Raw genomic sequence first — 24,317 nt, 5'->3', positions numbered from 1 at the left:
GCCGGATTACTGGCGTTTGCAGTACCAACGGCTGAGTTTCGCCCACTGTCGTTGGGGCGTTTGTATTTTTACCGTCAGCCTTTGGCAGAACGCCTGCGGAGTGCTCAGCTCAGTATCAAGCAGCCACCCCGGCGCAGGTAGCGGCAGTCCGGCATCCACACGCCCAGTTGCGGCGAAAACGTCTAATTGCTGGTGCGCTAACGACCAAGCTTGCCGATACTGCCACTGACGCTGGAACGACTGCAACAGCACCTGATGATACTGTAACAATCCCAGTAGCGACACCGCGAACAGCAACGCAGCAATCATCACCTCTGGCAGACTGAAACCTTGCTGCTTACTCCGCACAGTCCACCTGTCTTTTTTCCGGGCAAAAATCCAGCCAGCCCCCCGCCTCTGCAACCAGCACGATCGAACTTTCCGCCCCGTCAGGCTTCGTCCGTTGATATATCCGCAGCGGCTCTCCATGATTCATGTCGGCTTCACCTCGCACCAGCACAATACCCGTCTGAGCGGACAATTTTGCGCAGGCACGCAATGCAGCGGTTTTCTGGCACCACCACCCATTAGTGACAAGGCGGTTGCGCGGCCAGGATTGTGCCACACCCCAACTGAGTGCCGAAATAGCCTGGTTATAAGCCTGTAAGTAGCGCTGCTCGTCGGCCGCCACCAGTAAGGCACTATCCAGTTGGCGATGCTGAGCATTCAGTAACATCAGCCCCATCACCAACAGCATCATCACCGCCGCCAGGGTACTGCCCCCTCGTTGCTTGCACGCATTCATGGCAGCGAGGCCATATTAACTGCCCAATGCAAACTGCGCCGTATACCGCTATTGGCTTTCGAGCGACCGGTCAATGCCAGCGAAACCCAGGTTTTGCCCCCATCCCCCGCGTTGGCTTTGACGTTAAAAGTTTCAATGCGCACTTCGTCGCTATCGAGTAGGCGTTCCCACCCCGTGCCACTGCAGTGCCTCACACCACGCTGCCCTTCCAGCATGCCCTGTCGAAGACGATAACCAAAGTAATCAGCATCAGTGCCGGTGTCTGCCCACTGACCGTTGCGAGAGACGTCGTAGGCCACAATCACGCAGCTGCCCGCCGCCTCACCGCTGGCATGGCTAATCAGCAGAGGCTTTCCGCGGCACTGACCCGCACAGAAACCGGCACGGCGTAGATCTTTCTCTATACCAAAAGCCAACTGCCGCAGCACCGACTCCAACCGATAATAGCGGCCGACATCAACACTGTGCTGACGCAGCACCGGGTAGGTCTTAGCGGCAGCAAGCGCAATCAGGCTGCCGAATGTGAGTGCCAGCATCACCTCCGGCAAAGTAAAACCACGCTCTAAGACTGACATAATGGAATCCCCCGTATGCTTTGGCCTTCACTGCATAGCCGGAGCCGCCCCTTGCCGGACAACACGAGTCGAAGGCTACCAGCCCCATTGCTCAGTACAATATGCCCGGCTTGTGCATTGTTACGCAGGCCATAGAAGCCCATCTCTTTTTGGGTATAACCCGCCAGTTGCACATCCGTGTAGTGCGGGGTGAACACGTCATCGCCGAGCGCATTGCAATCCGCAGGGGCTTGCCCGTTGCTGATGCACCAGGGGGTGCCGGTTTTAAAACCCAGCAATACCGTGCGATTGCGCCAGTTAGCGTCCGCTTGCATCCGTGTGAGAAAGGCCAGCAACTGTTGGGCGGTATGCTCCAACCGCAAAGACTGCTGGTAATCACGCCAATGGCTGATCCCTGCGCCGGTTAGCACACCGGCCAGGGTCATAACCACCAACAGTTCAATGAGTGTCATGCCACGTTGGCCTGTAAAGTTAAACGTCGTCTCATCATTCATAGCGGCCAGTGTAAGCCAGTATGCCGCGGGATAAAGCGCCCGTTAGCCGACATGAATTACGCCACGCAACCTTTTGATGTAACGAGTGGAAAAGCCTAAAAAAATGCGAAGCAGAACGCAGAGGTAAACGAGGCAGAGGCAGAGGCAGAGGCAGAGGCAGAGGCAGAGGCAGAGGCAGAGGCAGAGGCAGAAAAAAGTAAGGGCGCAACCCGTGCGCCCTTAGCAATAATTTATGGCAAGGAAATCAAATGGCAACCGGTGCCTTGATGGCAGGGTGCGGATCGTAACCTTCGATTTCAAAATCGTCGAAACGGTAATCGAACAGCGATGCCGGTTTGCGTTTGATCAGAAGTTTTGGCAATGCACGCGGTTCGCGGGTCAACTGAAGCTGGGTTTGTTCCATATGGTTGCTGTACAGATGCGTGTCGCCACCTGTCCAGACGAAATCACCCACTTCCAGATCGCATTGCTGCGCCATCATATGCACCAGCAACGCATAGCTGGCAATGTTGAACGGCAGGCCCAGGAACACATCACAAGAACGCTGATACAGCTGGCAAGACAATTTCCCGTCTGCCACATAGAACTGGAAGAACGCGTGGCACGGTGCCAATGCCATCTGATCCAGCTCACCCACGTTCCAGGCAGAAACGATGATACGGCGCGAATCTGGATCCTGTTTCAATTGGTTCAGCACGGTGGTCAATTGGTCGATCTGACGACCGTCCGCTGCCCCCCAGGCTCGCCATTGCTTGCCGTACACCGGGCCAAGATCGCCGTTTTCGTCAGCCCATTCATCCCAAATGCTGACGTTGTTTTCCCGTAAGTAAGCCACGTTGGTGTCACCGTTCAGGAACCACAGCAGTTCATGAATAATTGAACGCAGGTGACATTTTTTGGTGGTAACCAGGGGAAACCCTTCCTGCAAATTGAAACGCATCTGGTGGCCGAAAATCGACAACGTGCCAGTGCCGGTACGGTCGGCTTTAGGGGTGCCCTCGGCGAGCACTTTGTTCATCAAATCCAGATACTGTTTCATTTGTTCCTCACGACAGTTGTTGCTGCGGGCGGCGACGATACGCCCAAATCATCATAATAATACCGGCCACCACCATAGGAATGGACAGGATCTGCCCCATGCTGATTACGCCGTCGAACAGGCCGAGCTGGGCATCCGGCTGACGGAAAGCTTCGACAATAATACGGAATGCACCATAACCAATCAGGAACAGGCCGGAGACGGCGCCCATTGGCCGCGGTTTGCGGATAAACAGGTTCAGAATGATAAACAGCACCACGCCTTCCAGCAGCAATTCATACAGCTGAGATGGATGGCGCGGCAACACTCCGTATTGGTTCAGGATCGGCAACAGCTGCGGGTCTGCGGCGGCAAGCGCCACGTCTTCGCTGCGCGAACTTGGGAACAGCATCGCCCATGGGGTATCGGTCGTCACACGGCCCCAGAGTTCGCCGTTGATAAAGTTGCCCAAGCGGCCGGCACCCAACCCGAATGGGATCAGCGGGGCAATAAAATCGGAAACCTGGAAGAAGGTGCGCTTGGTGCGACGAGCGAACCAGAACATCACCAGGATCACACCCATCAAACCGCCGTGGAACGACATGCCGCCATCCCAGACTTTAAACAGATAGAGCGGGTTATCCAGGAACAGCGGCAGGTTGTAGAACAGCACATAGCCAACGCGGCCACCGACGAACACACCGAGGAAACCGGCATACAGCAGGTTCTCTACTTCATCCTTGGTCCAACCGCTGCCTGGCTTGTTGGCACGGCGCACCGCCAGCCACATGGCAAAAACGAAGCCAACCAGGTACATCAAACCGTACCAATGCAGAGAAACCGGGCCGATAGAGAAAATCACCGGATCAAATTTAGGAAACGCCAGATAGCTATTGGTCATCTATCACCACAACATGTCTATTATTCTTCCCCATCCGGGGGCGGCAGGTGCCAAACGCGGTGAAACACAGCAGGAACACTCTTTTTCCGTTGCTTTCAACGCAGTTGAGGAGGCGGATAATAGCATAAGCTTAACCCCCTCCGGTCTGGCCTGCTGGGAAAAGTTCTGTAAAAAAATCAGTCAGCCCGTGACCTTACTTACCGCCGCGGATCAAACCGCCCATGCCACGCCGCTCCATAAACGCCGCAACCTGATGACGTACTTCGGTGGTCATTTGTGCGTTCAGTACCCGCTGCGTCAACACTTCGGCGTCGGATAGTTCGATATGTCGCAACAGATATTTGATGCGCGCCACGCTGCGGCCGTTCATGCTCAGATTGCGATACCCCATGCCCACCAGCAACAGCGCGCCCATTGCGTCGCCAGCCAATTCACCGCACAAGCTGACCTGTAACCCGACGGCCTTGGCTTGAACGGCGATCAACTTCAACACCTGCAACATGGAAGGATGCAGGCTGTCATACAGCGACGCTACCCGGGTATTATTGCGATCTACCGCCAGCAGATATTGCGTCAGGTCGTTGGTGCCCACCGAAATAAACTCAACGCGCCCGGCCAGATGCGGGATCATGAAGATCATCGACGGCACTTCCAGCATGATGCCCAGCTTCGGTTTCGGGATTTCATACCCGAGAACCTCTTCCACTTCTCGCCCTGCGCGGTCGATCAAACGCCGAGCCTCGTCGATCTCTTCCAGGCTGGTGATCATCGGCAGCAGAATACCCAGATTGCCCGTGCCCGCATTGGCACGGAGCATGGCCCGTACCTGAATCAAGAATATTTCCGGTTGATCCAGCGTGATACGGATACCGCGCCAGCCCAAGCAGGGGTTTTCTTCGCTGATCGGCATATACGGCAGTTGCTTATCGGCACCGATATCCAGCGTACGCAGCGTCACTGGCTTGTTCGGATACAGCTGGAGCATGCCTTGATACTGCGCGACTTGTTCTTCTTCAGAAGGAAAACCGCTTTGCAACATGAAGGGGATTTCAGTACGGTACAGGCCAACGCCGTCGACCCGCCCACCCAGCAATTGTTCGTGTTCCGGGCTAAGGCCAGCATTGAGCATGACCTGAACACGCTCGCCACTTTTGAGTTGGGCCGGCTGCTCAACGTCGTCCTCAGCCAGTTTGCTTAATTCTTGTTCTTCGCTGATCAGCCGTTGGTATTCCTGAACCAGTACCGGCTCAGGATCCACCAGCAGTTCACCGCGATAACCATCGACAATCAACAGCCGCTGACTGAGCAGCGCAGGCTGAATATCTGCCCCCATCACCGTCGGCACGCCCATCGCACGCACCAATATCGCCGCATGGGAGTTGGCAGCACCGTCACGCACAACAACACCGACCAGCCTGTCCTGCGGCATTTCGGCCAGCAGTGTGGCAGTCAGCTCATCGGCCACCAGTACAAAACGCGCTGGCCACTGAGTCGCACCTTGGGTGGTGTCGTCGAGGTGGAACAAAAGGCGTTGGCCAAGCGCACGCAGATCGCTTGCACGCTCGCGCATGTAGGTGTCTTGCAGGCTGGCGAACTGCGCGGCAAAGACTTCAATCACCTGTTTAACCGCCCATTCAGCCACAGAACCGGCATCAATCTCGGCAAACAATTCGCGTTTAAGACGGGCGTCGTTCAACAGGTGAGAGTAGAGATCGAAGATCGCCGCGCTCTCTTTTTGCGAGCTGGCGGCAAAGCGCTTGCTGAAGCGACGGAATTCCGCCCCGGCTTCTTCAAGCGCCTGAGTCAGGCGTTCCCGCTCGCTCGCGGTATCGAGCGTCGAGGCCTTATAAACTTGATCGAGTGAAGGCTGGCTGCTGTCCTGCCAGCCCTCCGCCACCGCAACGCCCGGTGAGGCTGCCAGTGCGCGAATACGCGTCTGTCGGTATTGGCCGAAAATGGCGTTAAGCTGTGACTGCGAGAGGATCCCGGCCATCTGCGTGGCAAGCGTCACCATGAAGGATTCTTCGCTTTCGTCAAACTGACGTAGCTCACGCTGCTGCACCACCAACACGCCCAGCAATTGGCGGCGATGAATGATCGGCACGCCGAGGAAGGATCGGAAACGATCCTCCTTCACCTGAGGAATGTATTTGAAGCTGGGGTGACTTTGCGCATCCGCCAGGTTAATAGGCTCCGCACGGCGCCCGACCAACCCGACGACACCTTCATCAAATGCCAACGCGATGACACGCCCACGCGGTTTTTTTAACCCGCGTGTCGCCATCAGGTAGTAGCAGCGGCGGTCGTTGTCCGCCAGATAGATGGAACAGACCTCCGTATCCATTGCCAGACAGGTTTCATTAACCAAAAGATCCAGCGCATCTGTCAGACTGGCCGCCGCGGCCACCTTCTCAACAATTTCTCGCAAGCGCGTGAGCATAGTCGGCTTAACTTAACCTCTCTTCCGGCGATAAGCGGGGATCTGCCGCTGTGCTGCCTGCTCCTGCATTGGCATCACGGTCACGGCGAATTCTTTCATCACCCGGCGGTATACGTCACGTTTGAACGACACCACCTGGCGCACCGGATACCAAAAACTCACCCAGCGCCAACCGTCAAACTCCGGCGTGCTGCTGCGTTGCATATTGATATCAGCGTCATTGCACATTAACTGCAACAGAAACCATTTCTGCTTTTGGCCGATACAAACCGGCTTTGTGTCCCAACGCACCAAACGTTTTGGCAATTTATAGCGCAACCAGTTGCGGGTTGAGGCCAGGATACGCACATCCTTTTTACTCAGCCCCACTTCTTCGAACAGCTCACGGTACATTGCCTGTTCTGCGGTTTCACCAGGGTTAATCCCACCTTGGGGAAACTGCCAGGAGTGTTGACCGTAACGGCGAGCCCACAGGACTTGCCCCTGACGATTACAGATTACGATACCAACATTCGGGCGGTAGCCATCATCATCGATCACCGGACTACCTCGATAAGCTTAAATTCGCATAGATACCCTGATTGTTTCACACAAGCTACAGGCGGTAAACCACTGCTTTGCGGCCCTGCAAACCGGATAACATTGGGATAACTCACAGATAATGGCAAAGTTATAAACATGCAGGGCAATTTCACCGCGGTTTTATTCACTTTTTCTGTGGATAGGTGTGTGAAGAACTCAAGGGATAAGCCGGTAAAACTCTGACAAGCTCAAAAACCCATAAAAAACGAAAACCAAATTAATACCTTTAAAATAAGAAGTTATGGATTTATCAACAGACATGTACAGAGCAAAAATGTGATCTATGTCCGTTAAGGATCCTGGCCTGGTGAAAGATCCACCAACGTCGTTTTTATCCACAGATTATTCGCGTAAGTTACGCACAAAACGGACAATTTCGCAAAAAGGTGTCCACGTCAAGGCTGTAAATCGAACCAGTGATCGGTAAAAATTTGGGTTATCCCATAAATCTGTGGATAAATAGGTGTAAGATCCTGTTTATTGTCGGTGGCTTCTGGTGCACAAGCGTCGTCAGGAATTTTCTCCCCGCCATGTGTCAGAAAAAAAGTCATGAAAAATCATGCTACTATTATTCTTTTCCCCAGCCACTTCCGGCAAAAGTTATCTGTGTACAAATGCAGTACGTTTTTCAACCAAATCTAACAGGCTTGTATTATGGCGTTTTTATCTCCTCTGCCCGCTCCTCCCAAAAACGAGCAACAGCTGTTTGAACGGGCGCAACAGCTTGCCGGTTGCAGCCTGGGTGAGCTGGCCGAACGCGCACAGTTGGCTATCCCTAAGGACCTGAAGCGCGATAAAGGCTGGGTTGGCATGCTGTTGGAACAATATCTTGGCGCCATGGCAGGCAGCAAACCGGAGCAGGATTTCCCCGAATTGGGTATCGAGTTAAAAACGATTCCGATAGACGCCGCCGGTAAACCACTGGAAACCACCTTCGTCTGCGTTGCCCCCTTAACCGGCAATAGCGGTGTAACCTGGGCCAGCAGCCACGTGCGCTATAAACTGGCGCGTGTATTGTGGATCCCGGTTGAAGGTGAACGGCAAATCCCGCTGGCGCAACGTCGCATCGGTTCTCCGTTGTTATGGAGCCCTAACGCGGTTGAAGAAGAAATGCTGCGCCGCGACTGGGAAGAATTGATGGATTTGATCGTGCTCGGCCACGTCGAACAGATCACGGCTCGACACGGTGAAGTACTGCAACTTCGGCCCAAGGCCGCCAACAGTAAAGCGCTAACGGAAGCCATCGGTGAACAGGGGCAGCCGATCCTCACCTTGCCGCGCGGCTTTTATCTGAAGAAAAGTTTTACCGGCGCGCTATTGGCAAGACATTTTCTCATCTGATCGCGTTTGTTTAGGTCACGTTTAGCTAACGGTGTCGCCGTATCAATAAACGGGTATAATTCAGCCTTGGCTTTTTATTAAGGTGTGCTGGGCAATGTTCGAGTGGATTGTGGATCCCAATGCCTGGTTAGCGTTAGGTACGCTGACCATTCTTGAGATCGTTCTGGGTATTGATAACATTATTTTCCTTTCCCTGGTGGTGTCCAAACTGCCGAAAGCGCAACAGAATAAAGCGCGCCGTCTCGGGTTGGCGGGTGCAATGTTAATGCGCCTGGGGCTGTTGGCCTCTATCGCCTGGGTGATCCGTCTGACCCACCCGCTGTTTACCGTGATGGAACACAGCATTTCCGCACGCGATCTGATCCTGCTTCTGGGCGGGTTGTTCCTGATTTGGAAAGCCAGCAAAGAGATTCATGAAACCATCGAAGGCTCAGAGGAAGAACACAACACGAAAGTGCACAGTTTCTTTGGCGCCATCGTACAAATTATGCTGCTGGATATCATTTTCAGCCTGGACTCGGTGATCACCGCAGTAGGTCTGTCTGACCACCTGTTTATCATGATGGCCGCTGTGGTCATTGCCGTTGGCGTCATGATGTTTGCCGCCCGCCCGATTGGCGAGTTTGTTAACCGCCACCCTTCGGTGAAAATGCTGGCGCTGGCATTCCTGATCCTGGTCGGCTTCACACTGATGTTGGAAAGCTTCCAGGTACATGTACCAAAAGGCTACATTTACTTTGCGATGTTCTTCTCAATGTCGGTTGAAGCGCTCAACTTAATGCGCAGCAAGAAAAAGCAGGTCTCTGAGTAATGCCTCTGCGGGAGTGTGCAAAAGCCGCTCCCGCAATATTGTCCGCCGTTCCCAACGCTGCTCGATCCCACTTTCTCTTACAGAGATAAGGACTTATCCGAAACACGGCGCATCTAGAGTTTGCTAATCTAAGAAGAGACTTCTTTTCTGCATACATAAACGAGGATCGGCAGGATGAAAAAGTGGGTAATGGCAGTTTCGGCACTGGTTATCGCCGCCGGGTTGGCGGGATGTTCCAGCGATTACGTTATGGCGACTAAAGACGGCAATATGATCCTGACCCAGGGCAAACCGGAAATCGACAAAGATACCGGCCTGATCAGCTATAAAGATGAAAAAGGTAACAGTCGCCAAATCAACGGTGATCAGGTTTCACAGGTTATCGAGCGTTAAACACCCTGACTATACCCTATAGCTTTCACGTTGCAGCCAGGCCCCCAGCTCGTTTGTACCCAAATATTGTAGGGACGAGGTTATTCGTCCCTACAGTCGCTGAAGTCAGTGACAAATCTGCCGGGAACCTATTTGATCGCCGCAGCTTGAAAGACCGCCTCTGTGATACACGATAGCCGCCTCTCGCACTGAATCCTCTTCCCCCATCTTCTCCGCTTGGTTATAGTCGAGAAAGGCGATATACCGCCTTGCAGGCTGTTTGCCGCAGCCTGCCCTTTGGCTCCTGTTTCACCGGGCGGTACAGCCCGTAGCGCTAACATGAAAGGAAGGCCGTTAATGCAATACCACCGTATTCCCCACAGTTCTTTAGAAGTGAGCGTGCTGGGACTGGGCACCATGACCTTTGGCGAACAGAACAGTGAAGCCGATGCCCACGCGCAACTCGACTATGCATTAGCCGCTGGCGTCAACCTGATCGACACCGCAGAGATGTATCCGGTACCGCCCCGTCCAGAAACCCAGGGGTTGACTGAGCAATACATCGGCAGTTGGATCAAGGCACGCGGCAATCGTGAGAAGATCGTGCTGGCCAGCAAGATCGCCGGGCCGGTGCGTGGCACCGATAGCAGCATCCGCCCGCAGCAGGCATTAGACCGCAAAAATATCCGCGCAGCTCTGGATGCCAGCCTGAAGCGACTAAACACCGATTATCTCGATCTCTACCAGCTGCACTGGCCGCAGCGAGCGACCAATTTCTTCGGCAAGCTTAATTATCAATACACCGACGATAAAGCCACCGTCACCCTGCTGGAAACGCTGGAAGCCCTGACCGAACAGGTACGTGCCGGTAAAATCCGCTATATCGGGGTGTCTAATGAAACGCCATGGGGCGTGATGCGTTATCTGCAATTGGCTGAAAAGCACGAGTTACCGCGCATCGTCTCTATTCAGAACCCCTACAGCCTGCTGAACCGCAGTTTTGAAATAGCCCTGGCCGAGATCAGCCAGCATGAGGGCGTCGAACTGCTGGCCTATTCCAGCCTGGCGTTCGGTACGCTCAGTGGCAAATACCTGAACGGTGCCAAGCCTGCCGGAGCGCGTAATACGCTATTTAGCCGCTTTAACCGCTACTCTGCGCCGCAAACGCAGCTGGCCATTGCAGAATATGTCGCATTAGCCAAAAAACACGGGCTGGATCCGTCACAAATGGCGCTGGCCTTTGTACGTCAGCAACCTTTCGTTGCCAGTACCCTGCTGGGCGCCACCACGTTAGAGCAACTGAAAACCAACATCGACAGTTTCGACGTGGTGTTGAATGAAGACGTTCTTCAAGGGCTGGAAGAAATCCATACCCTCTTTACTATTCCTGCACCATAAATCATGTGGGGCGCGTAAATGAACCGCGCCCCATCTGTTATTTTGCCCGCCGCTGCGACAACCACAGTGCGCTTATCGCCAGCGCAAACACCACGCCAAAACCAATTCCTACGCCAACCACCGGCACGCTGACTTTCACCGCCAGAGAATACAGCCCGAGCATCAGCAACATTGCGGTGTTCTCTCCCAGGTTTTGCACCGCGATCGCATTGCCTGCCCCCACCGAGTTTTTGCCCCGTTCCTGTAATAAGGCATTCAGCGGTACCACAAAGAAGCCGCCCAACACGCCGATAATCAACAACACCACATAGGCGTTAAACAGGGTCGTTTGCAGTGCAAATACCGCCACAGCGACACCGATCAAAATCCCGGCAGGCATGCAGCGTTTCACCGTCTCCAATGTGACAAAGCGCGCGGCGGCACCGGCCCCCACCACAATCCCAACCGCCACCATCGCATTGAGTAGCGTTGGCGTGGCGTTATCCGTGATACCGAGCGCCACGGGTACCCACAGCACCAGCAGAAAACGCAGTGTGACCCCTGCGCCCCAGAACAGGCTGGTACCAATCAATGAAAAACGTGTCTGACCATCGCGCCACAGCACCACGCAAGCGTTGAAGAAAGCGCGAGTCATGGCACGCGGCGTCCAGGAAACCGCCGGATGCGCCGCCGGCAAGCGCGGAATATACAGGTTGGCGATCACCGCAGCCGCATAGACCAATGCACACACCGCCAGCGCCGCCACGATATGCCAATCGGCCAATATACCACCGGCCACAGAGCCAATCAGGATCGCAGCAATAGTGGAAGCCTCCATCAGGCCGTTGGCCTTGACCAGCTTTTCACCGCCGGTGATCTCCCCCAGAATGCCGTATTTTGCCGGCGAATAGGCTGCGGCGCCGACACCCACCAGGCTATAACCAAGGAACGGATTGAGCCCAAAACAGATGACCAGTGCGCCAGCAAGCTTCAATCCATTGGCCACCATCATCACTCGCCCCTTGGCGAAACTGTCGGCGACCTGACCGACAAAGGGAGCCAGAACGATGTAGGTCGCGACAAAAGCCATTTGCAAAATCGGCTGACTCCAGTCCGGGTAGAGTTGTTGTTTGATCAGCGCCAGCGTGGCGAACAACAACGCATTATCGCCAAAAGCGGACAGGAACTGCGCACAGATCACGGCGATCATACTGCGTGAAAGCAGAGGTGAATCAGTATTCAACGTCGAGCTCATCAGACTGTCTCCGGCTGTTCAGCCATGTTACGCAGGGTCACAAAGTCCGGTTTACCGCTGCCAAGCACCGGCAAGGTTTTCAAAATGCGAATATCACGCGGCACTGTCAGCTCGGGGCTGCCCAACTCACGAGCGACCCGTAGCAACGCTTCACGGCTCATGCCTGCTGCCGTGGTAAACAGCACCAGCGCTTCGCCCTTACTGCTATCGCTTTTCACCGTAGCAGCGTGCTGCCCTTCTGGCGCTGCACGTTGTGCCAACAGCTCAACACTCTCTAGCGAAACCATTTCACCCGCCAGTTTGGCAAAGCGCTTCACTCGACCACGGATCACACAGTATCCCTGTTCGTCTAATGTGACGATATCGCCGGTATCATACCAGCCCGGTTGCAGGTTACCCTGTGCATCCTCTGCCGCCGGTGGTTCCAACTCGCCCGGACGCTCCACCCGCAAATAGCCCTTCATGATATTCGGCCCTTTCAACTGCAGACGCCCGCCGTTATCAATGCCTGGTACCGCGATCAGCCGCGCCTCCATCTTCGGCATAATGCGCCCCACCGTACCGACCTTAGCCGCGAGCGGTACGTTGATCGACACCACAGGTGCACATTCTGTTACGCCATAGCCTTCGAGGATGCGAATGCCGTATTTGTCCTGATAAATTTGTTTGGTGCTGTCTGCCAGCTTTTCCGCGCCAGCCACGACATAGCGTAAACGGGCAAAATCATACGGATGGGCAAAGCGTGCATAGTTATTAAGGAAGGTGGCAGTACCAAACAACACGGTGCAGTTGCGGTCATACACCAGCTCCGGTACCACGCGGTAATGGAGCGGACTGGGATAGAGGAAAATACGGCTACCGGTCATCAGCGGCGTCAACAACCCGACCGTCAGGCCAAATGAGTGGAACAAGGGTAGCGATGACATAAAGCGATCACGTGGCGTGAAATCAGCAATGGTACGGATCTGCTCAACATTGGCCAATAAACTGGCGTGAGAATGCACCACGCCTTTTGGATTGCCTTCCGAGCCCGAGGTAAACAGGATCAACGCAGCATCGTCCGGCTGCTGTGGCAGCATTGCCCGCACAGGTTGCAACAAATGGCGAAGGATCCACAATTTGTCCGTCAAAGTAACGGTATCTTTCAAATCCTCCAGATAGACCCAGTTAGCTTCAGGTACCTGCTGCGGTAAATGCGTCAATTTGCCCTTCTCCAGAAACTGGCGCGAAGTGACAATGGTCTTGATATTGGCGGCGGTCATGGCGCTTTTCAGGCCATTGGATCCGGCGGTGTAATTGAGCATCGCCGGAATACGGTTACGCAGTGAAGCGCCAAAAATCACTGCGACAGTGATAGTGGCATTCGGCAATAGCATGCCGACATGCTCACCCTCGGCAGTAAAGCGTTGCAGGATACGGCTGACACCCAGAGCCTTTTTGATCAACGTCTGGTAGCTGTCTTCCTTAAAGTTAATATCCTCGATGCACGGCTTACGGCTGCCGTAACGGTGCTGTGCTGCCAGCAGGGCTTGAAACAAGGTCTGTGGTTCGCGGGTATCCATACGTGCCTGCATCATGATCTGATGCAAACGGTCCCCGGCAAGCGCACGGCGATCGCGGGCACGGGGGGCAATCGGCATCGGCAGTGACGTTGGGGGTAAGATCCGGATGCTGATCTGTGGAAACCAGCGGATCTTGAACACCCCAGCCATACGGCCAAAGGGGCTGAATTCAGCACCATCGAGCCGAATGGGCACCAGGGTCGCCCCCGATTTGGCGGCAATAAATGCAGCGCCATCGTAAACCTTCATCAAGGATCCGGTAACGGTAATCCGCCCTTCAGGAAAAACCACAATCGGTCGTCCCTGTTCCACCCTGCGCACCAGCTGCTTGATGGCCATCGGTTTTGTTGGGTCGAGTGAGACAAAATCGATATAGGGCCGCAGCCAACGCATAAACCAACGATCGCCAATGCTGGCATAAACGGCAAACACTGGTTTGATTGGTAAGAACAGCGCCAACAAAATGCCATCAAGGAAGGAGATATGATTGGGTGTAATCAGCAGCTTTGGCTGATCAAAATGCCGGGCGTCACCTTCGACACGTACCCGGTACAACAGGCGGAACAACACCCGCAGCATAGAAAAGATCATGCCCTTCTCCCTTTGGCCCAAAATGAGTGTATCCCCAATAGATCTCAAGGAGCGGGATGGCCGCAAGCATACGGGCCCCCAAGCGCTTACAGAAGTAAGTCATTGGGGCGCAGCCAACACACCAGCGCCTTGAAAGGTAAAGGGGATAAATGGTTGTTGGGAAAAGAATACTATATGGCAGATGGCAGGCAAAAAAAAACCTACGCATCCGCGTAGGTTGGTGCAATTGAAAATGGCTTCAACATACAGAGTATGTTGATTTCTCACCAATCAATACCTCTGGGATCACCTACTCTAGAGAGGAGTGGATTAAGAAACTACCGATCAATCGCAAGAGTTTTGCTCTAAATGCAACCAGCTGTAAATTTCCCACGCTTGGCAGAAATAACTCAATGAAAGCTAAACAATCCTGGGCAAGATAAATACAAAATGTGATTTTGTGCAGGCGGGTTAGCTGGGCTTCAGGAAAAAAAACCTACGCATCTGCGTAGGTTGGTGCAAATTAATATGGGTTCAACAAACACGTTGTTGAAACTCACCAATCAATACCTCTGGGACGTTAAACTTACCCCGTGCTGCCAAATACCAGCCAGCAGGCTATCGCAACATTAGGGCGCAAAGTGTAACCAGCTATTTATCGGGTGCTCACCTCTACCAGGCAGCTCATGGCGTTCGGCCCCTGGGTTAGCGGCGAGGTGCCGATATCCAGCGTTAATACATTGGGGTTGCCGGACTGCTCTACCGGTAACTGTTGGTCACCCACCCCCGGATCAAACCAGGCACCGGTCGCCATCAGTACCACACCACGTGTGACCCCATCGGTAATAGCAACGCCCGCCAGGCAGTGACCACGCGCATTGCTAACCTGCACTTCGGCGCCATTGGCAATACCCCGTTTTTCTGCATCCTCAGGGTGCATATACAGAGTCTCACGACCCGCGGTTTTATTGCCTTGCGCTAGCGGCGCAGGATCCATCTGGCTATGCAAACGGTCACTCGGCTGGATAGAAATCAGGTGCAGCGGCCACGTTTTCGCCTGTGGAGCCCCCAGCCACTCGACCGGCGGCTGCCACTGCGGATGGGGTGCAAAATCGGGATAGCGATAACGGGCGATTTTCTCGCTGAACAGCTCAATTTTGCCACTCGGCGTTTGCAGCGGGTTAGCCTTTGGATTGGCACGAAAGTCGTCAAAGAACACAAATTCCTTCGCCGGTGCCGGCAACTCGACGTAGCCTTTACGCCAGAAATCGTCAAATTCGGGCCATTCCACCCCTGTGCCCGCCTGCGCCTGCCCACACTGTTGGTAAATAGATTCGATCCAGGCCCGTTCATTGCGGTTTTCGGTGAATTGCTCGCGATAACCCAATCGCTCCGCCAAGTCGGCAAAAATATCAAAATCGTTGCGCGCTTGATGCTGTGGTGCAATGGCCTGATGCATCGCCAACACGTAGCGATCGCGTGATGAACCGCCAATGTCGTTACGTTCCAGCGAGGTCGTGACTGGCAGAACGATATCTGCCATCTTTGCCGCCGGTGTCCACCAGATATCCTGCACAATCACCGTATCCGGCTTCTGCCAGCCCTCCACCAGTCGATTTAACTGCTGATGGTGATGGAACGGGTTGCCACCGGCCCAATGCACCAGATGGATATCCGGATAGTGCAAGGTTTCACCGCGGAACTGATAGGGTTCGCCGGGGTGCAGCAACATGTCGCAGATACGCGCCACGGGAATAGCCAACCCACATGGGTTCTCCCCCACCGACATCATTGGCCCTGGCGTGTCCACGCGCGGATTGCCAACGCCATTCATCGAACCATGGCCAAACGAGAAACCGCCGCCGGGTAGCCCAACCTGACCAAGCATCGCCGACAGCGCTATCATCATCCAGTAGGGCTGTTCGCCGCGGTGGGCGCGCTGAACTGAATAGGAACAGGTGAGAAAACTGCGTACACCAATCAGTTGCTGCGCCAACAACGCAATGCGCGCCGCCGGAATGCCGGTAATTGCGCTGGCCCATTCTGGCGTTTTCGCCACGCCGTCATCCACGCCACGCAGATAATTCGCCAGTTGGTCGTAACCGGTACAGTGGCTATAAAGGAAGGCTTCGTCCTGCGCCCCTTGTCGTTGAATTTCGTACGCTAACGCTAACATCAACGCCACGTCGGTGTTCGGACGGATCGGGATCCATTCGGCATTAACAAATGCCGGGCAGTCATCGCGCATCGGGCTGATGTTGATAACCGGGGTGCCTTTCTGAACCAGTTTTTGCAACCAGGGCTTGAGTGAATGTTCAGCAGCCCCTCCAGAAGACACTTGGGCATTCTTCAACGCCAGCCCACCGAAGGCCACAAACAGCTCACAGTGCGCGATCACACTGGGCCAACTGGTGACACGTCCGGTCAATGGGGTGAAGGTGCCGATCACATACGGCAGGAAAAACTGCGCCGCCCCCCAGCTGTAGTTACCCAACTGATCAACGCCGCCACCGCCACTGAAGTAAAAACGCCGCACCAACGAACGCGCATGATGCAAACGGCCGGCGGACGACCAGCCGTAGGAACCGGTAAACAGGCCTGAAGGACCGTAACGATCGCGCACGCGCCGGTTTTCTTCCGCCACCAGATCAAGTGCAAGCTCCCAGTCAACCTCAACAAAATCCTCACGACCACGTAGCGTGTGGTCACTGCCTTCACGTTTTTGCAGCCAGGAACGACGCACCGCCGGCTTGCGGATACGCTTATCGGAATAGGCCATTGGCGCAATGGAGTCGAGCAATGGAGAAGGATCCGGATCATCGGCAAAAGGCTCACAACGGATAAGCCTGCCGTCTTCAACCACGGCGGTATAAGCCCCCCAATGCGCGAGTTGCGGATAACGTTTAATCGACATGCGGTTCTCGAACAAGAAAAGATGCACAAAAGTAACATCAGCCAGTGCCCGGAACCAAAGCACAAATTGCGCTATTAATGCGTCCGGTAAGTCTAAGCGCACGATAAATCGCACATATCTGCAACAGCCACCACAAGTTGCGATCGCCAGCGCTTGCAGCACCGGACTTTTTCCGCAAAACTGAGGAATGTAAGCGATTACCCAGGATGTATGACAGATATGGCTACCATAAAGGATGTTGCCAGGCTGGCGGGTGTTTCCGTGGCCACGGTATCCCGTGTAATAAATAACTCCCCAAAAGCCAGCGAAGGCTCACGCACCGCCGTGCAAGCCGCGATGGAACAATTGCAATATCACCCCAACGCTAACGCCCGCGCGCTGGCGCAGCAATCGACCGAAACGCTCGGATTGATTGTCTCTGACGTGTCCGATCCTTTCTTTGGCGCCATGGTCAAAGCGGTGGAACAGGTGTCCTACGCGACCCACAATTTTCTGCTGATCGGCAACGGGTACCACGATGCGGAAAAAGAACGTCAGGCGATCGAACAACTGGTGCGCCATCGCTGTGCTGCGCTGGTGGTGCATGCCAAAAAACTGACCGATCGTGAATTAAGCGGCTGGATGCAGCAAATCCCTGGCATGGTGCTGATTAACCGTACGCTCCCAGGTTTTGAATCTCGCTGCGTCGCACTTGACGACCGTTACGGTGCCTGGCTGGCAACCCGCCATTTGATCCAGCAAGGGCATCAGCGTATTGCCATTATTTGTTCCACCCACCAGATTTCTGACGCAGCAGACCGTCTGCAAGGCTATCTCGATGCATTGCAGGAACATGGCATCCCGGTGGATGAAAAGCTGATTACCTACGGCGAACCCGACGAAATTGGGGGTGAGCACGCCATGACCGAGTTGCTTGGCCGGGGAAAAAACTTTACCGCAGTGACCTGCTACAACGATTCTATGGCTGCGGGCGCGTTATCGGTACTCAGCGATAACAGCGTCGACGTGCCGGGACAGATGTCGTTGATTGGCTTTGATGACGTGCTGATTTCACGCTACCTGCGACCACGCCTGACAACCATTCGCTATCCTGTCGTGGCCATGGCGACCCAGGCGGCTGAATTGGCACTGGCGCTGGCCAATAACCTGCCACGGCCCGAAATTACCAACATGTTTAGCCCGACGCTGGTGCGCCGCCATTCGGTGTCCAGCATCAATAACGTGTACGAGCAGAACTAGCCTAACGCCCGGTGATACAGCCGCACCGGGCGGTCAGGATAATCCAGCGCGTCACCGATATAGTGCCAGCCATGGCGTTCGTAATAACCGCTGAAGTCAGCGTAAAGATACAGCTCGCTGAAACCAAGCTGCCGGCTGTAATCCTGCACATGCTGCTGCAACTGCAGGCCCAGGCCAGTGCCACGCTGGCTTTCGTCGATGTACAACGCCGCCAGCCAAGGCGTCAAATCTTGGCGGCTAATCAGATCACAGCGCCATAAGCCGACAGTGCCAACCAGTTTATCCCCCAGCAGAGCGATAAAGGTGACGGGCAAATCCGCCCCACGCAGGCCGCTGTCTACCACACTGGCGAAAAATGCCCGGCTGCTCTCGCTGCCGAACGCCCGCCATTGCCAGTCAATCACCTGCTCACGGTACTGAGGAAAGTCAGCCAACAGCACAATACTTGTCATTCTACCGCCCTTTTTTCATTGCTTGATTCTCATCTACACACGTTTGCCCGCGACACCGTCACCACGATAAAAAGCCGCACAGCCAACAGCTAACCCTATGCTAGACTGAGCATTATTTGCCACCAGCGGATGTTGAAAGGGGTAAGCCACTGATGATCACCATGTTGGATGTTTCCATTCGCGCGGGGGTATCTAAAGCCACAGTTTCACGCGTGTTAAATGGCACCGGCCAGGTGAAAAATAGTACCCGAGAAGCCGTGTTCAAAGCGATGGACGAACTGGGTTACCGCCCGAATTTCCTTGCCCAATCGTTGGCGAACAAAAGCTCCAACAGCATCGGGTTGGTCGTGTCCAATTTCGACGGCCCCTACTTCGGGCGACTGCTCCGCCGTGCAGCTAAGCTGATTGAAGCCAGCGGCAAGCACTTGATTGTCACCGACGGCCACGACACACCGGAAGATGAGCTCCAGGCAGTGCAGCTGTTGGCCGATCGGCGCTGTGATGCCATTATTCTCTATACTCGCTTCATGTCCGAATCTGCACTGATGGATTTGCTGGACAGCCTGCCGGTACCGATTATGGTGATCAACCGCGATTTGCCGCAAGCGCGAGCACGCTGCGTGTTCTTCGAACAACAAAAGGCTGCCTTCCATGCGGTTGATTATCTGATTCAACAAGGGCACCGCGAGATCGCCTGCATTACCGGCCCCATCAGGACGCCTACTGCTCAGGCGCGGCTGGCAGGTTACCAACAGGCGCTTGAGCACCATCAGATTGCCTTCGATGCCTCACGAGTGGCCTATGGCGACAGCAGCGTACAAAGTGGTTATCAGGGGGTACAGCGTTTACTGGACGAGAATAGCAATTTCAGCGCCCTGTTCGCCTGCAACGACGATATGGCGGTGGGCGCGATGAAGGCGCTGCACGATGCCGGCAAACGCCTGCCACAGGATGTCTCGCTGTTCGGCTTTGACGACGAACCCAGCGCCGCCTATTTACAACCTGCGCTCTCCACGGTTTATCTGCCGATCGATGTCATGATCGAAGCCGCCATCAGCCAGGCTTTCCGCTTGATCAACCGAGAAGACATCCAGCCGCTCCCGCCTTTTACCGGTGAATTACGGCTACGTGAATCAGTGATTCCAGGGCCATACGCTGATTGATTCCCACTGGCGTTGTTGTCGGTTGCGCACCGCGCCGCATTTCTTCCACTGCAATTTCCCTTACCTGCAACTTGGCAGCATATTGTCACCACGATAGCCTTTACACTATATAGCCCTGAAGCTATATTCGGAGCGTGACATGTGGCAGGTTGTGACCGTCGAACGATTCGACAGCTGGTTTTTATCATTAAACGGGGATGAACAAGAAAGCCTCTTAGTGGGCATTTTTAAACTGCAGGAGTTTGGCCCTTTGCTGGCACGTCCGCATGCCGACACGCTGCATCACCATGGCAAAATACAGCATTTGAAAGAACTGCGTATTCAGCACCGTGGGCGCCCATTTCGGGTTTTCTTCGCCTTCGACCCACAACGGCAGGCCGTCCTGCTATGTGGTGGCGATGAAACCGGCAATAAACGCTTCTATCAGCAAATGTTGCCCATCGCCGTGAGAGAATTTTCATATTATCTGGCAACCCTGAGGTAACGTATATGGCCAAGCCATTATCAAATCTGATCGATAAACTCGACCCAAACGTCGTTGAAGCGGCACGACAAAAAGCGGACAACGAGATTTTTGAGCTACGGCTGGCAATGCTGCGAGAAGAACTGGCCGTGTCCCAGGCAGAACTGGCCAAGCGGCTGGGTATCAGCCAGCCTTCGGTTGCTAATCTGGAGAAACGCGGCAGCGAAATCAAACTCTCTTCGCTGAAGCGCTACATTGAAGCAATGGGAGGCACGCTGTCGCTGGACGTCCAACTCCCCAACGGCCAACATCGACGCATGACGCTGTGAAACGGGTGCAGCAGGCTGCGCCCAAAACAATCAGAGCAATTCCAGCGCTATCAACTCTTCAATCGTCTGTCGACGACGGATCAAGCGCGGTTCACCGTTCTCAAACAGCACCTCCGGCAGCAGCGGACGGCTGTTGTAGTTCGATGACATTGAGGCGCCATACGCCCCGGTATCATGGAATACCAGATAATCGCCAACCTGCACTGGCGGCAGTTCGCGGGTTTCAATACCGCCACCGGCCTGCTGGGTAAAGACATCACCCGATTCGCACAGCGGCCCGGCGATCACGGTATCGCGCAATGGCTGGTTGGCAGTATCGCGGCCATCGGCCGGTAACAAAGAAATATGGTGGTAGCTGCCGTACATCGCCGGACGCATCAAATCGTTAAAACCGGCATCCACCAGCACAAAGTGGCGGCTACCCATATCTTTCACCGCGCGCACCTCAGCGACCAGCACCCCGGCTTCCGCCATCAGGAAACGGCCCGGTTCAATCTCCAGGCTTATCGGGTGGCCCAAATGGGCGGCAATACGCTCACGGGCGCGGTTCCACAGGCCAAAATAGTGTTCGGTATCAATCGCCTCTTCACCGTATTGATACGGGATAGACAGGCCGCCGCCGGCTGAGATGGCGCTGATATCCTGACCGAGGTCAATGACCTGCTGCACCATGGCGTCACACACGCGCTCCAGGTGTTGGTAATCAACGCCCGAGCCGATATGCATATGCACGCCGATCAGCTTCAGGCCATATTGTTGAATTTTTTCTACTGCCTGCGGCAAATCGGCATACCAAATGCCGTGCTTGCTGTTCTCGCCGCCGGTATTGGTTTTCTGACTGTGACCATGCCCAAAGCCTGGGTTGATACGCAGCCACACGGGATGCTCTGCAGACACCTGACCCAGTTGCTCCAACATGTCGATCGACCCGACATTGACCGGGATTTTCAGCTCACTGACGCGTGCCAGCGTTGCATGGTCCAGCACGTCGGCAGTAAACACGATTTCACTTGGCTCGCCGCCCGGCTGAAACCCTGCTTGCAATGCACGTTCGATCTCACCGAGCGACACTGAATCCACTTTAACGCCCTGCTCACGCATCAGGCGCAAAATATGGATATTCGAACACGCCTTCTGGGCGAAGCGGATCACATCAAAATGACGCAGTTGGCTAATGCGCTCACTGATGATAGCAGCATCATAAGCCCATACAGGGCAACCAAAACGCTGCGGCAAAGCCAGCAGGTTAGCGGCATTAAGAGCCGTCGAAGTGTCGTGCAAAGCGCGTGGCATGGTGATGTCCCCGGTTCGAAAGTGGTCTGGCCGTCGTATTTCACATCGCGGCGCTGTTAACTGCGATTGGAAATCCCTAGGGCTGGTTAATGACCTTAATATTGCCGCACTCTTTCTCGGGTGGAAAATATCTATTTAGCCAGAGTCTATTCATTTATGATATGGCTTTGCTCGTTAAGGACCCTCTCGATGCACGCGATAACCCTGCGCCAGATTGAAATCTTCTATGCGGTGATGACGACCGGCAATCTGACCGAGGCCGCTGCACTGCTGCAAACCTCTCAGCCCACCGTCAGCCGCGAGCTGGCACGCTTTGAGAAACTGATTCAATTGCAATTATTCGAGCGGGTGCGGGGCCGTTTGTCCCCAACGGTTCAAGGCTTGAGGCTGTTGGAGGAGGTTCAACGCTCTTATTATGGCCTGGATCGCATCGTTAACGCCGCCGCGGGCATCCGCCAGTTTCAGCAAGCACAGCTTTCGATCGCTTGCCTGCCGGTGTTCTCGCAGTCGCTGTTACCCGCCGTGTGCAAACCCTTTATTGATCGCTATCCAGAAGTGAGCTTCAGCGTCATCCCGCAGGAGTCACCGTTGCTGGAAGAATGGTTGTCGGCACAGCGCCACGATTTGGGCCTGACGGAAAATACCCTGACACCGGCAGGCACCGAGCGCATGACGCTGATGACGTTGAACGAAGTGTGTGTGCTACCGGCAGGGCACCCACTGCTGGCAAAAACGGTGCTGACACCGCAGGACTTTGCTGATCAACACTTCGTCAGCCTGTCAAACACCGACAGTTACCGCCAACTGCTGGATTCGCTGTTCAGTGAGGAAGGGGTGAACCGCCGTCTGGTGATGGAAACCCACAGCGCCGCATCAGTCTGCGCAATGGTTAAAGCCGGGGTCGGGGTATCGATCGTCAACCCGTTAACGGCGCTTGACTACGCCCACAGCGGCGTTCACATCCGCCCATTCAGCGTTGACGTCCCCTTCACCGTCAGTTTGATCCGGCCGTTGCATCGTCCGGCCTCGGCACTGGTCACCGCCTTTACCGAGCATTTGCAACAGCAGGCGGAGACGCTCCCCGCCCGCTTGGCCGCGGTAATTACGCGCTAGCCGGGCGCTTGGCACGGCTGAAGGTGATCAGGCACAGAACCAACCCCAGCAATGCGATCCCCGCAGCGGCCAGAGGTACGCTGGTCAATCCCAGTCCTTGCGCGATCACGACTCCACCTACCCAGGCACCAATAGCATTGCCGACATTAAACGCGGCAATGTTCAGCGTGGACACCAGATTGGGGGCTTTCTTACCGTAAGTCACCACGTTGATTTGCAGTGCGGGTACCGCAGCAAATGCCGCAGCCGCCCACAGGAACAGCGTGATTTCTGCCTGCACCATCGCATGGCTGGTCCAGCTAAATAGCGCAGCGAAGCAGGCAATCACCAGGAAAGTGCAGGTCAACGTCAGCGGCAAACGCCAGTCAGCCAGACGGCCGCCAAGGATATTGCCCAGCGTCAGGCCCACGCCCATCAGCAGCAGCGTCCAACTCACGCCGTGCGACGAAACGCCGGTCACTTCAGTCAACAAGGGGGCGATATAAGTAAACAGCGCGAACATCGATGCGGCAAAGGCCACCGTCATCAGTAGCGAAAGCCAGATACCGCCGCCGCGCAGCGCCGCCAACTCTTTTTTCAGATCGGTCGGTGTTTCATCCTTCACCGTTGGCAGCTTGCTGTACAGCGCCATCAAGGATAATACGCCGATCACGGCCACCGCCCAGAACGTCGAGCGCCACCCCAATGCCTGCCCCAATGCGGTGCCGAGTGGCACACCCAACACGTTAGCCAGCGTCAGGCCGGTGAACATCAGCGCGACCGCAGAGGCACGACGGTTAGGTGCCACCAGGTTAGCCGCCACAACCGCACCAATACCGAAAAACGCACCGTGGCACAGTGCAGTGATAATGCGCGCCAGCATCAGGAAATCGTAGCTGTAACCCAGGGCGCACATAATGTTGCCAAAGATAAAAATCACCATCAGCAGCAACAAGGTTTTTTTACGCGGCAGCCTGGCGGTCAGCAGCGCCATGATCGGCGCGCCGATAGCCACACCCAGCGCATAGCCGCTGATCAACCAACCGGCGGAAGGAATAGAGACCTGCAGATCCCTGGCAACTTCAGGCAGCAACCCCATAATAACGAACTCGGTCGTGCCGATGGCAAATGCACTTAATGCCAGTGCGAGCAGAGAAACAGGCATGTGTAACGCTCCCAATCAACAAAGCCCCGGCGGCAGTCGCACGAGGCAGATAAAAACACAAAAAATCGCCGGCCAGCCTGACAGGTTGCCCGTGAAGAATCAGAAATGGCGTTCAAAGAGCCAGG

General features: G+C 54.9%; 23 protein-coding genes. 9 read left to right on the top strand and 14 right to left on the bottom strand.

What is annotated here, in order from left to right; all coding sequences use genetic code 11:
• Positions 1–6: 6 nt before the first annotated feature.
• The 8 genes from JOE25_RS24030 to rppH form a co-directional block, all read right to left on the bottom strand.
• Positions 7–348, bottom strand: coding sequence for a prepilin-type N-terminal cleavage/methylation domain-containing protein (locus JOE25_RS24030; protein ID WP_209639807.1), 342 nt, complete (start codon positions 346–348; stop codon positions 7–9).
• A complete protein-coding gene (locus tag JOE25_RS24025) occupies positions 338–784 on the bottom strand; it encodes a YgdB family protein (RefSeq protein WP_209639804.1) in 447 nt (148 codons plus the stop codon). The genes JOE25_RS24030 and JOE25_RS24025 overlap by 11 nt, the downstream gene beginning before the upstream one ends.
• Positions 781–1,359 carry a prepilin peptidase-dependent protein gene (locus JOE25_RS24020; RefSeq protein ID WP_209639801.1) on the bottom strand — a complete coding sequence of 193 codons (579 nt, stop codon included), beginning with the start codon at positions 1,357–1,359 and terminating at the stop codon, positions 781–783. Before JOE25_RS24020 ends, JOE25_RS24025 begins: the two co-directional genes overlap by 4 nt.
• Positions 1,347–1,853 carry a prepilin peptidase-dependent protein gene (locus tag JOE25_RS24015; protein WP_209639798.1) on the bottom strand — a complete coding sequence of 169 codons (507 nt, stop codon included), beginning with the start codon at positions 1,851–1,853 and terminating at the stop codon, positions 1,347–1,349. Before JOE25_RS24015 ends, JOE25_RS24020 begins: the two co-directional genes overlap by 13 nt.
• 244 nt (positions 1,854–2,097) lie before the next feature.
• Positions 2,098–2,892: a thymidylate synthase gene (gene thyA / locus JOE25_RS24010; RefSeq protein ID WP_209639795.1), complete on the bottom strand. Its 795-nt coding sequence runs from the start codon at positions 2,890–2,892 to the stop codon at positions 2,098–2,100.
• 7 nt (positions 2,893–2,899) lie between these two features.
• The gene (gene lgt, locus JOE25_RS24005; protein ID WP_209639792.1) at positions 2,900–3,772 is read right to left on the bottom strand and encodes a prolipoprotein diacylglyceryl transferase; all 873 of its coding nucleotides are present in this window, start codon (positions 3,770–3,772) and stop codon (positions 2,900–2,902) included.
• A gap of 193 nt (positions 3,773–3,965) precedes the next feature.
• Positions 3,966–6,212 carry a phosphoenolpyruvate--protein phosphotransferase gene (gene ptsP, locus JOE25_RS24000; RefSeq protein WP_209639789.1) on the bottom strand — a complete coding sequence of 749 codons (2,247 nt, stop codon included), beginning with the start codon at positions 6,210–6,212 and terminating at the stop codon, positions 3,966–3,968.
• 12 nt (positions 6,213–6,224) lie between these two features.
• Positions 6,225–6,752, bottom strand: coding sequence for an RNA pyrophosphohydrolase (gene rppH, locus JOE25_RS23995; protein ID WP_209639786.1), 528 nt, complete (start codon positions 6,750–6,752; stop codon positions 6,225–6,227).
• A gap of 696 nt (positions 6,753–7,448) precedes the next feature.
• Here rppH and mutH point away from each other — a divergent pair.
• The 4 genes from mutH (at position 7,449) to JOE25_RS23975 (ending at position 10,716) form a co-directional block, all read left to right on the top strand.
• Entirely contained in the window at positions 7,449–8,135 is a 687-nt protein-coding gene (gene mutH / locus JOE25_RS23990; protein ID WP_209639783.1) for a DNA mismatch repair endonuclease MutH, read from the top strand.
• Positions 8,136–8,229: 94 nt separating this feature from the next.
• Positions 8,230–8,946, top strand: a complete 717-nt coding sequence (locus JOE25_RS23985; RefSeq protein ID WP_209639780.1) for a TerC family protein — start codon at positions 8,230–8,232, stop codon at positions 8,944–8,946.
• A gap of 174 nt (positions 8,947–9,120) precedes the next feature.
• Positions 9,121–9,339, top strand: coding sequence for a YgdI/YgdR family lipoprotein (locus tag JOE25_RS23980; RefSeq protein WP_135317776.1), 219 nt, complete (start codon positions 9,121–9,123; stop codon positions 9,337–9,339).
• Between the two features lie 336 nt (positions 9,340–9,675).
• On the top strand, positions 9,676–10,716 hold the full coding sequence (locus tag JOE25_RS23975; protein WP_209639777.1) for an NADP(H)-dependent aldo-keto reductase: 1,041 nt from the start codon (positions 9,676–9,678) through the stop codon (positions 10,714–10,716).
• Positions 10,717–10,753: 37 nt separating this feature from the next.
• Here the strand turns inward: JOE25_RS23975 and lplT are convergent, their stop codons facing one another.
• The 3 genes from lplT to JOE25_RS23960 form a co-directional block, all read right to left on the bottom strand.
• Positions 10,754–11,950 carry a lysophospholipid transporter LplT gene (lplT, locus tag JOE25_RS23970; protein WP_209639774.1) on the bottom strand — a complete coding sequence of 399 codons (1,197 nt, stop codon included), beginning with the start codon at positions 11,948–11,950 and terminating at the stop codon, positions 10,754–10,756.
• On the bottom strand, positions 11,950–14,103 hold the full coding sequence (gene aas, locus JOE25_RS23965; protein ID WP_209639771.1) for a bifunctional acyl-ACP--phospholipid O-acyltransferase/long-chain-fatty-acid--ACP ligase: 2,154 nt from the start codon (positions 14,101–14,103) through the stop codon (positions 11,950–11,952). Before aas ends, lplT begins: the two co-directional genes overlap by 1 nt.
• Positions 14,104–14,737: 634 nt before the next feature.
• Complete coding sequence (locus JOE25_RS23960) at positions 14,738–16,996, bottom strand: molybdopterin guanine dinucleotide-containing S/N-oxide reductase (RefSeq protein ID WP_209639769.1); 2,259 nt, start codon at positions 16,994–16,996, stop codon at positions 14,738–14,740.
• A 219-nt stretch (positions 16,997–17,215) separates the two neighbouring features.
• Here JOE25_RS23960 and galR point away from each other — a divergent pair, with 219 nt between their 5' ends.
• On the top strand, positions 17,216–18,235 hold the full coding sequence (gene galR, locus JOE25_RS23955) for an HTH-type transcriptional regulator GalR (RefSeq protein WP_209639766.1): 1,020 nt from the start codon (positions 17,216–17,218) through the stop codon (positions 18,233–18,235).
• Here galR and JOE25_RS23950 read toward each other — a convergent pair.
• Positions 18,232–18,687: a GNAT family N-acetyltransferase gene (locus JOE25_RS23950; RefSeq protein ID WP_209639763.1), complete on the bottom strand. Its 456-nt coding sequence runs from the start codon at positions 18,685–18,687 to the stop codon at positions 18,232–18,234. The two genes, galR and JOE25_RS23950, sit on opposite strands and share 4 nt — an antisense overlap.
• A gap of 152 nt (positions 18,688–18,839) precedes the next feature.
• Between JOE25_RS23950 and JOE25_RS23945 the strand changes: the two genes are divergently transcribed.
• From JOE25_RS23945 to JOE25_RS23935, 3 genes are all read left to right on the top strand, one after another.
• Positions 18,840–19,850 carry a LacI family DNA-binding transcriptional regulator gene (locus tag JOE25_RS23945; protein ID WP_209639760.1) on the top strand — a complete coding sequence of 337 codons (1,011 nt, stop codon included), beginning with the start codon at positions 18,840–18,842 and terminating at the stop codon, positions 19,848–19,850.
• Positions 19,851–19,989: 139 nt separating this feature from the next.
• Positions 19,990–20,334 (top strand): type II toxin-antitoxin system RelE/ParE family toxin, encoded by a 345-nt coding sequence (locus tag JOE25_RS23940; RefSeq protein ID WP_209639757.1) that lies wholly within the window; start codon positions 19,990–19,992, stop codon positions 20,332–20,334.
• Positions 20,335–20,339: 5 nt separating this feature from the next.
• Positions 20,340–20,642: a helix-turn-helix domain-containing protein gene (locus JOE25_RS23935; protein WP_209639754.1), complete on the top strand. Its 303-nt coding sequence runs from the start codon at positions 20,340–20,342 to the stop codon at positions 20,640–20,642.
• Positions 20,643–20,672: 30 nt separating this feature from the next.
• On the opposite strand, the gene lysA is transcribed toward JOE25_RS23935, so the two are convergent.
• The gene (gene lysA, locus JOE25_RS23930; protein ID WP_209639751.1) at positions 20,673–21,935 is read right to left on the bottom strand and encodes a diaminopimelate decarboxylase; all 1,263 of its coding nucleotides are present in this window, start codon (positions 21,933–21,935) and stop codon (positions 20,673–20,675) included.
• A gap of 189 nt (positions 21,936–22,124) precedes the next feature.
• On the opposite strand from lysA, the gene JOE25_RS23925 reads away from it, so the two are divergent.
• Entirely contained in the window at positions 22,125–23,048 is a 924-nt protein-coding gene (locus JOE25_RS23925; protein ID WP_209639748.1) for a LysR family transcriptional regulator, read from the top strand.
• Here JOE25_RS23925 and JOE25_RS23920 read toward each other — a convergent pair.
• Entirely contained in the window at positions 23,038–24,192 is a 1,155-nt protein-coding gene (locus tag JOE25_RS23920) for an MFS transporter (protein WP_209639745.1), read from the bottom strand. The genes JOE25_RS23925 and JOE25_RS23920 overlap by 11 nt on opposite strands.
• Positions 24,193–24,317 lie beyond the last annotated feature (125 nt).

The organism is Serratia sp. PL17 (genome assembly GCF_017832355.1).
Classification (GTDB): Bacteria; Pseudomonadota; Gammaproteobacteria; order Enterobacterales; family Enterobacteriaceae; genus Serratia.
The sequence above is the reverse complement of the archived record's forward strand: the minus strand, read 5'-3'. Positions and strand labels throughout refer to the sequence as shown.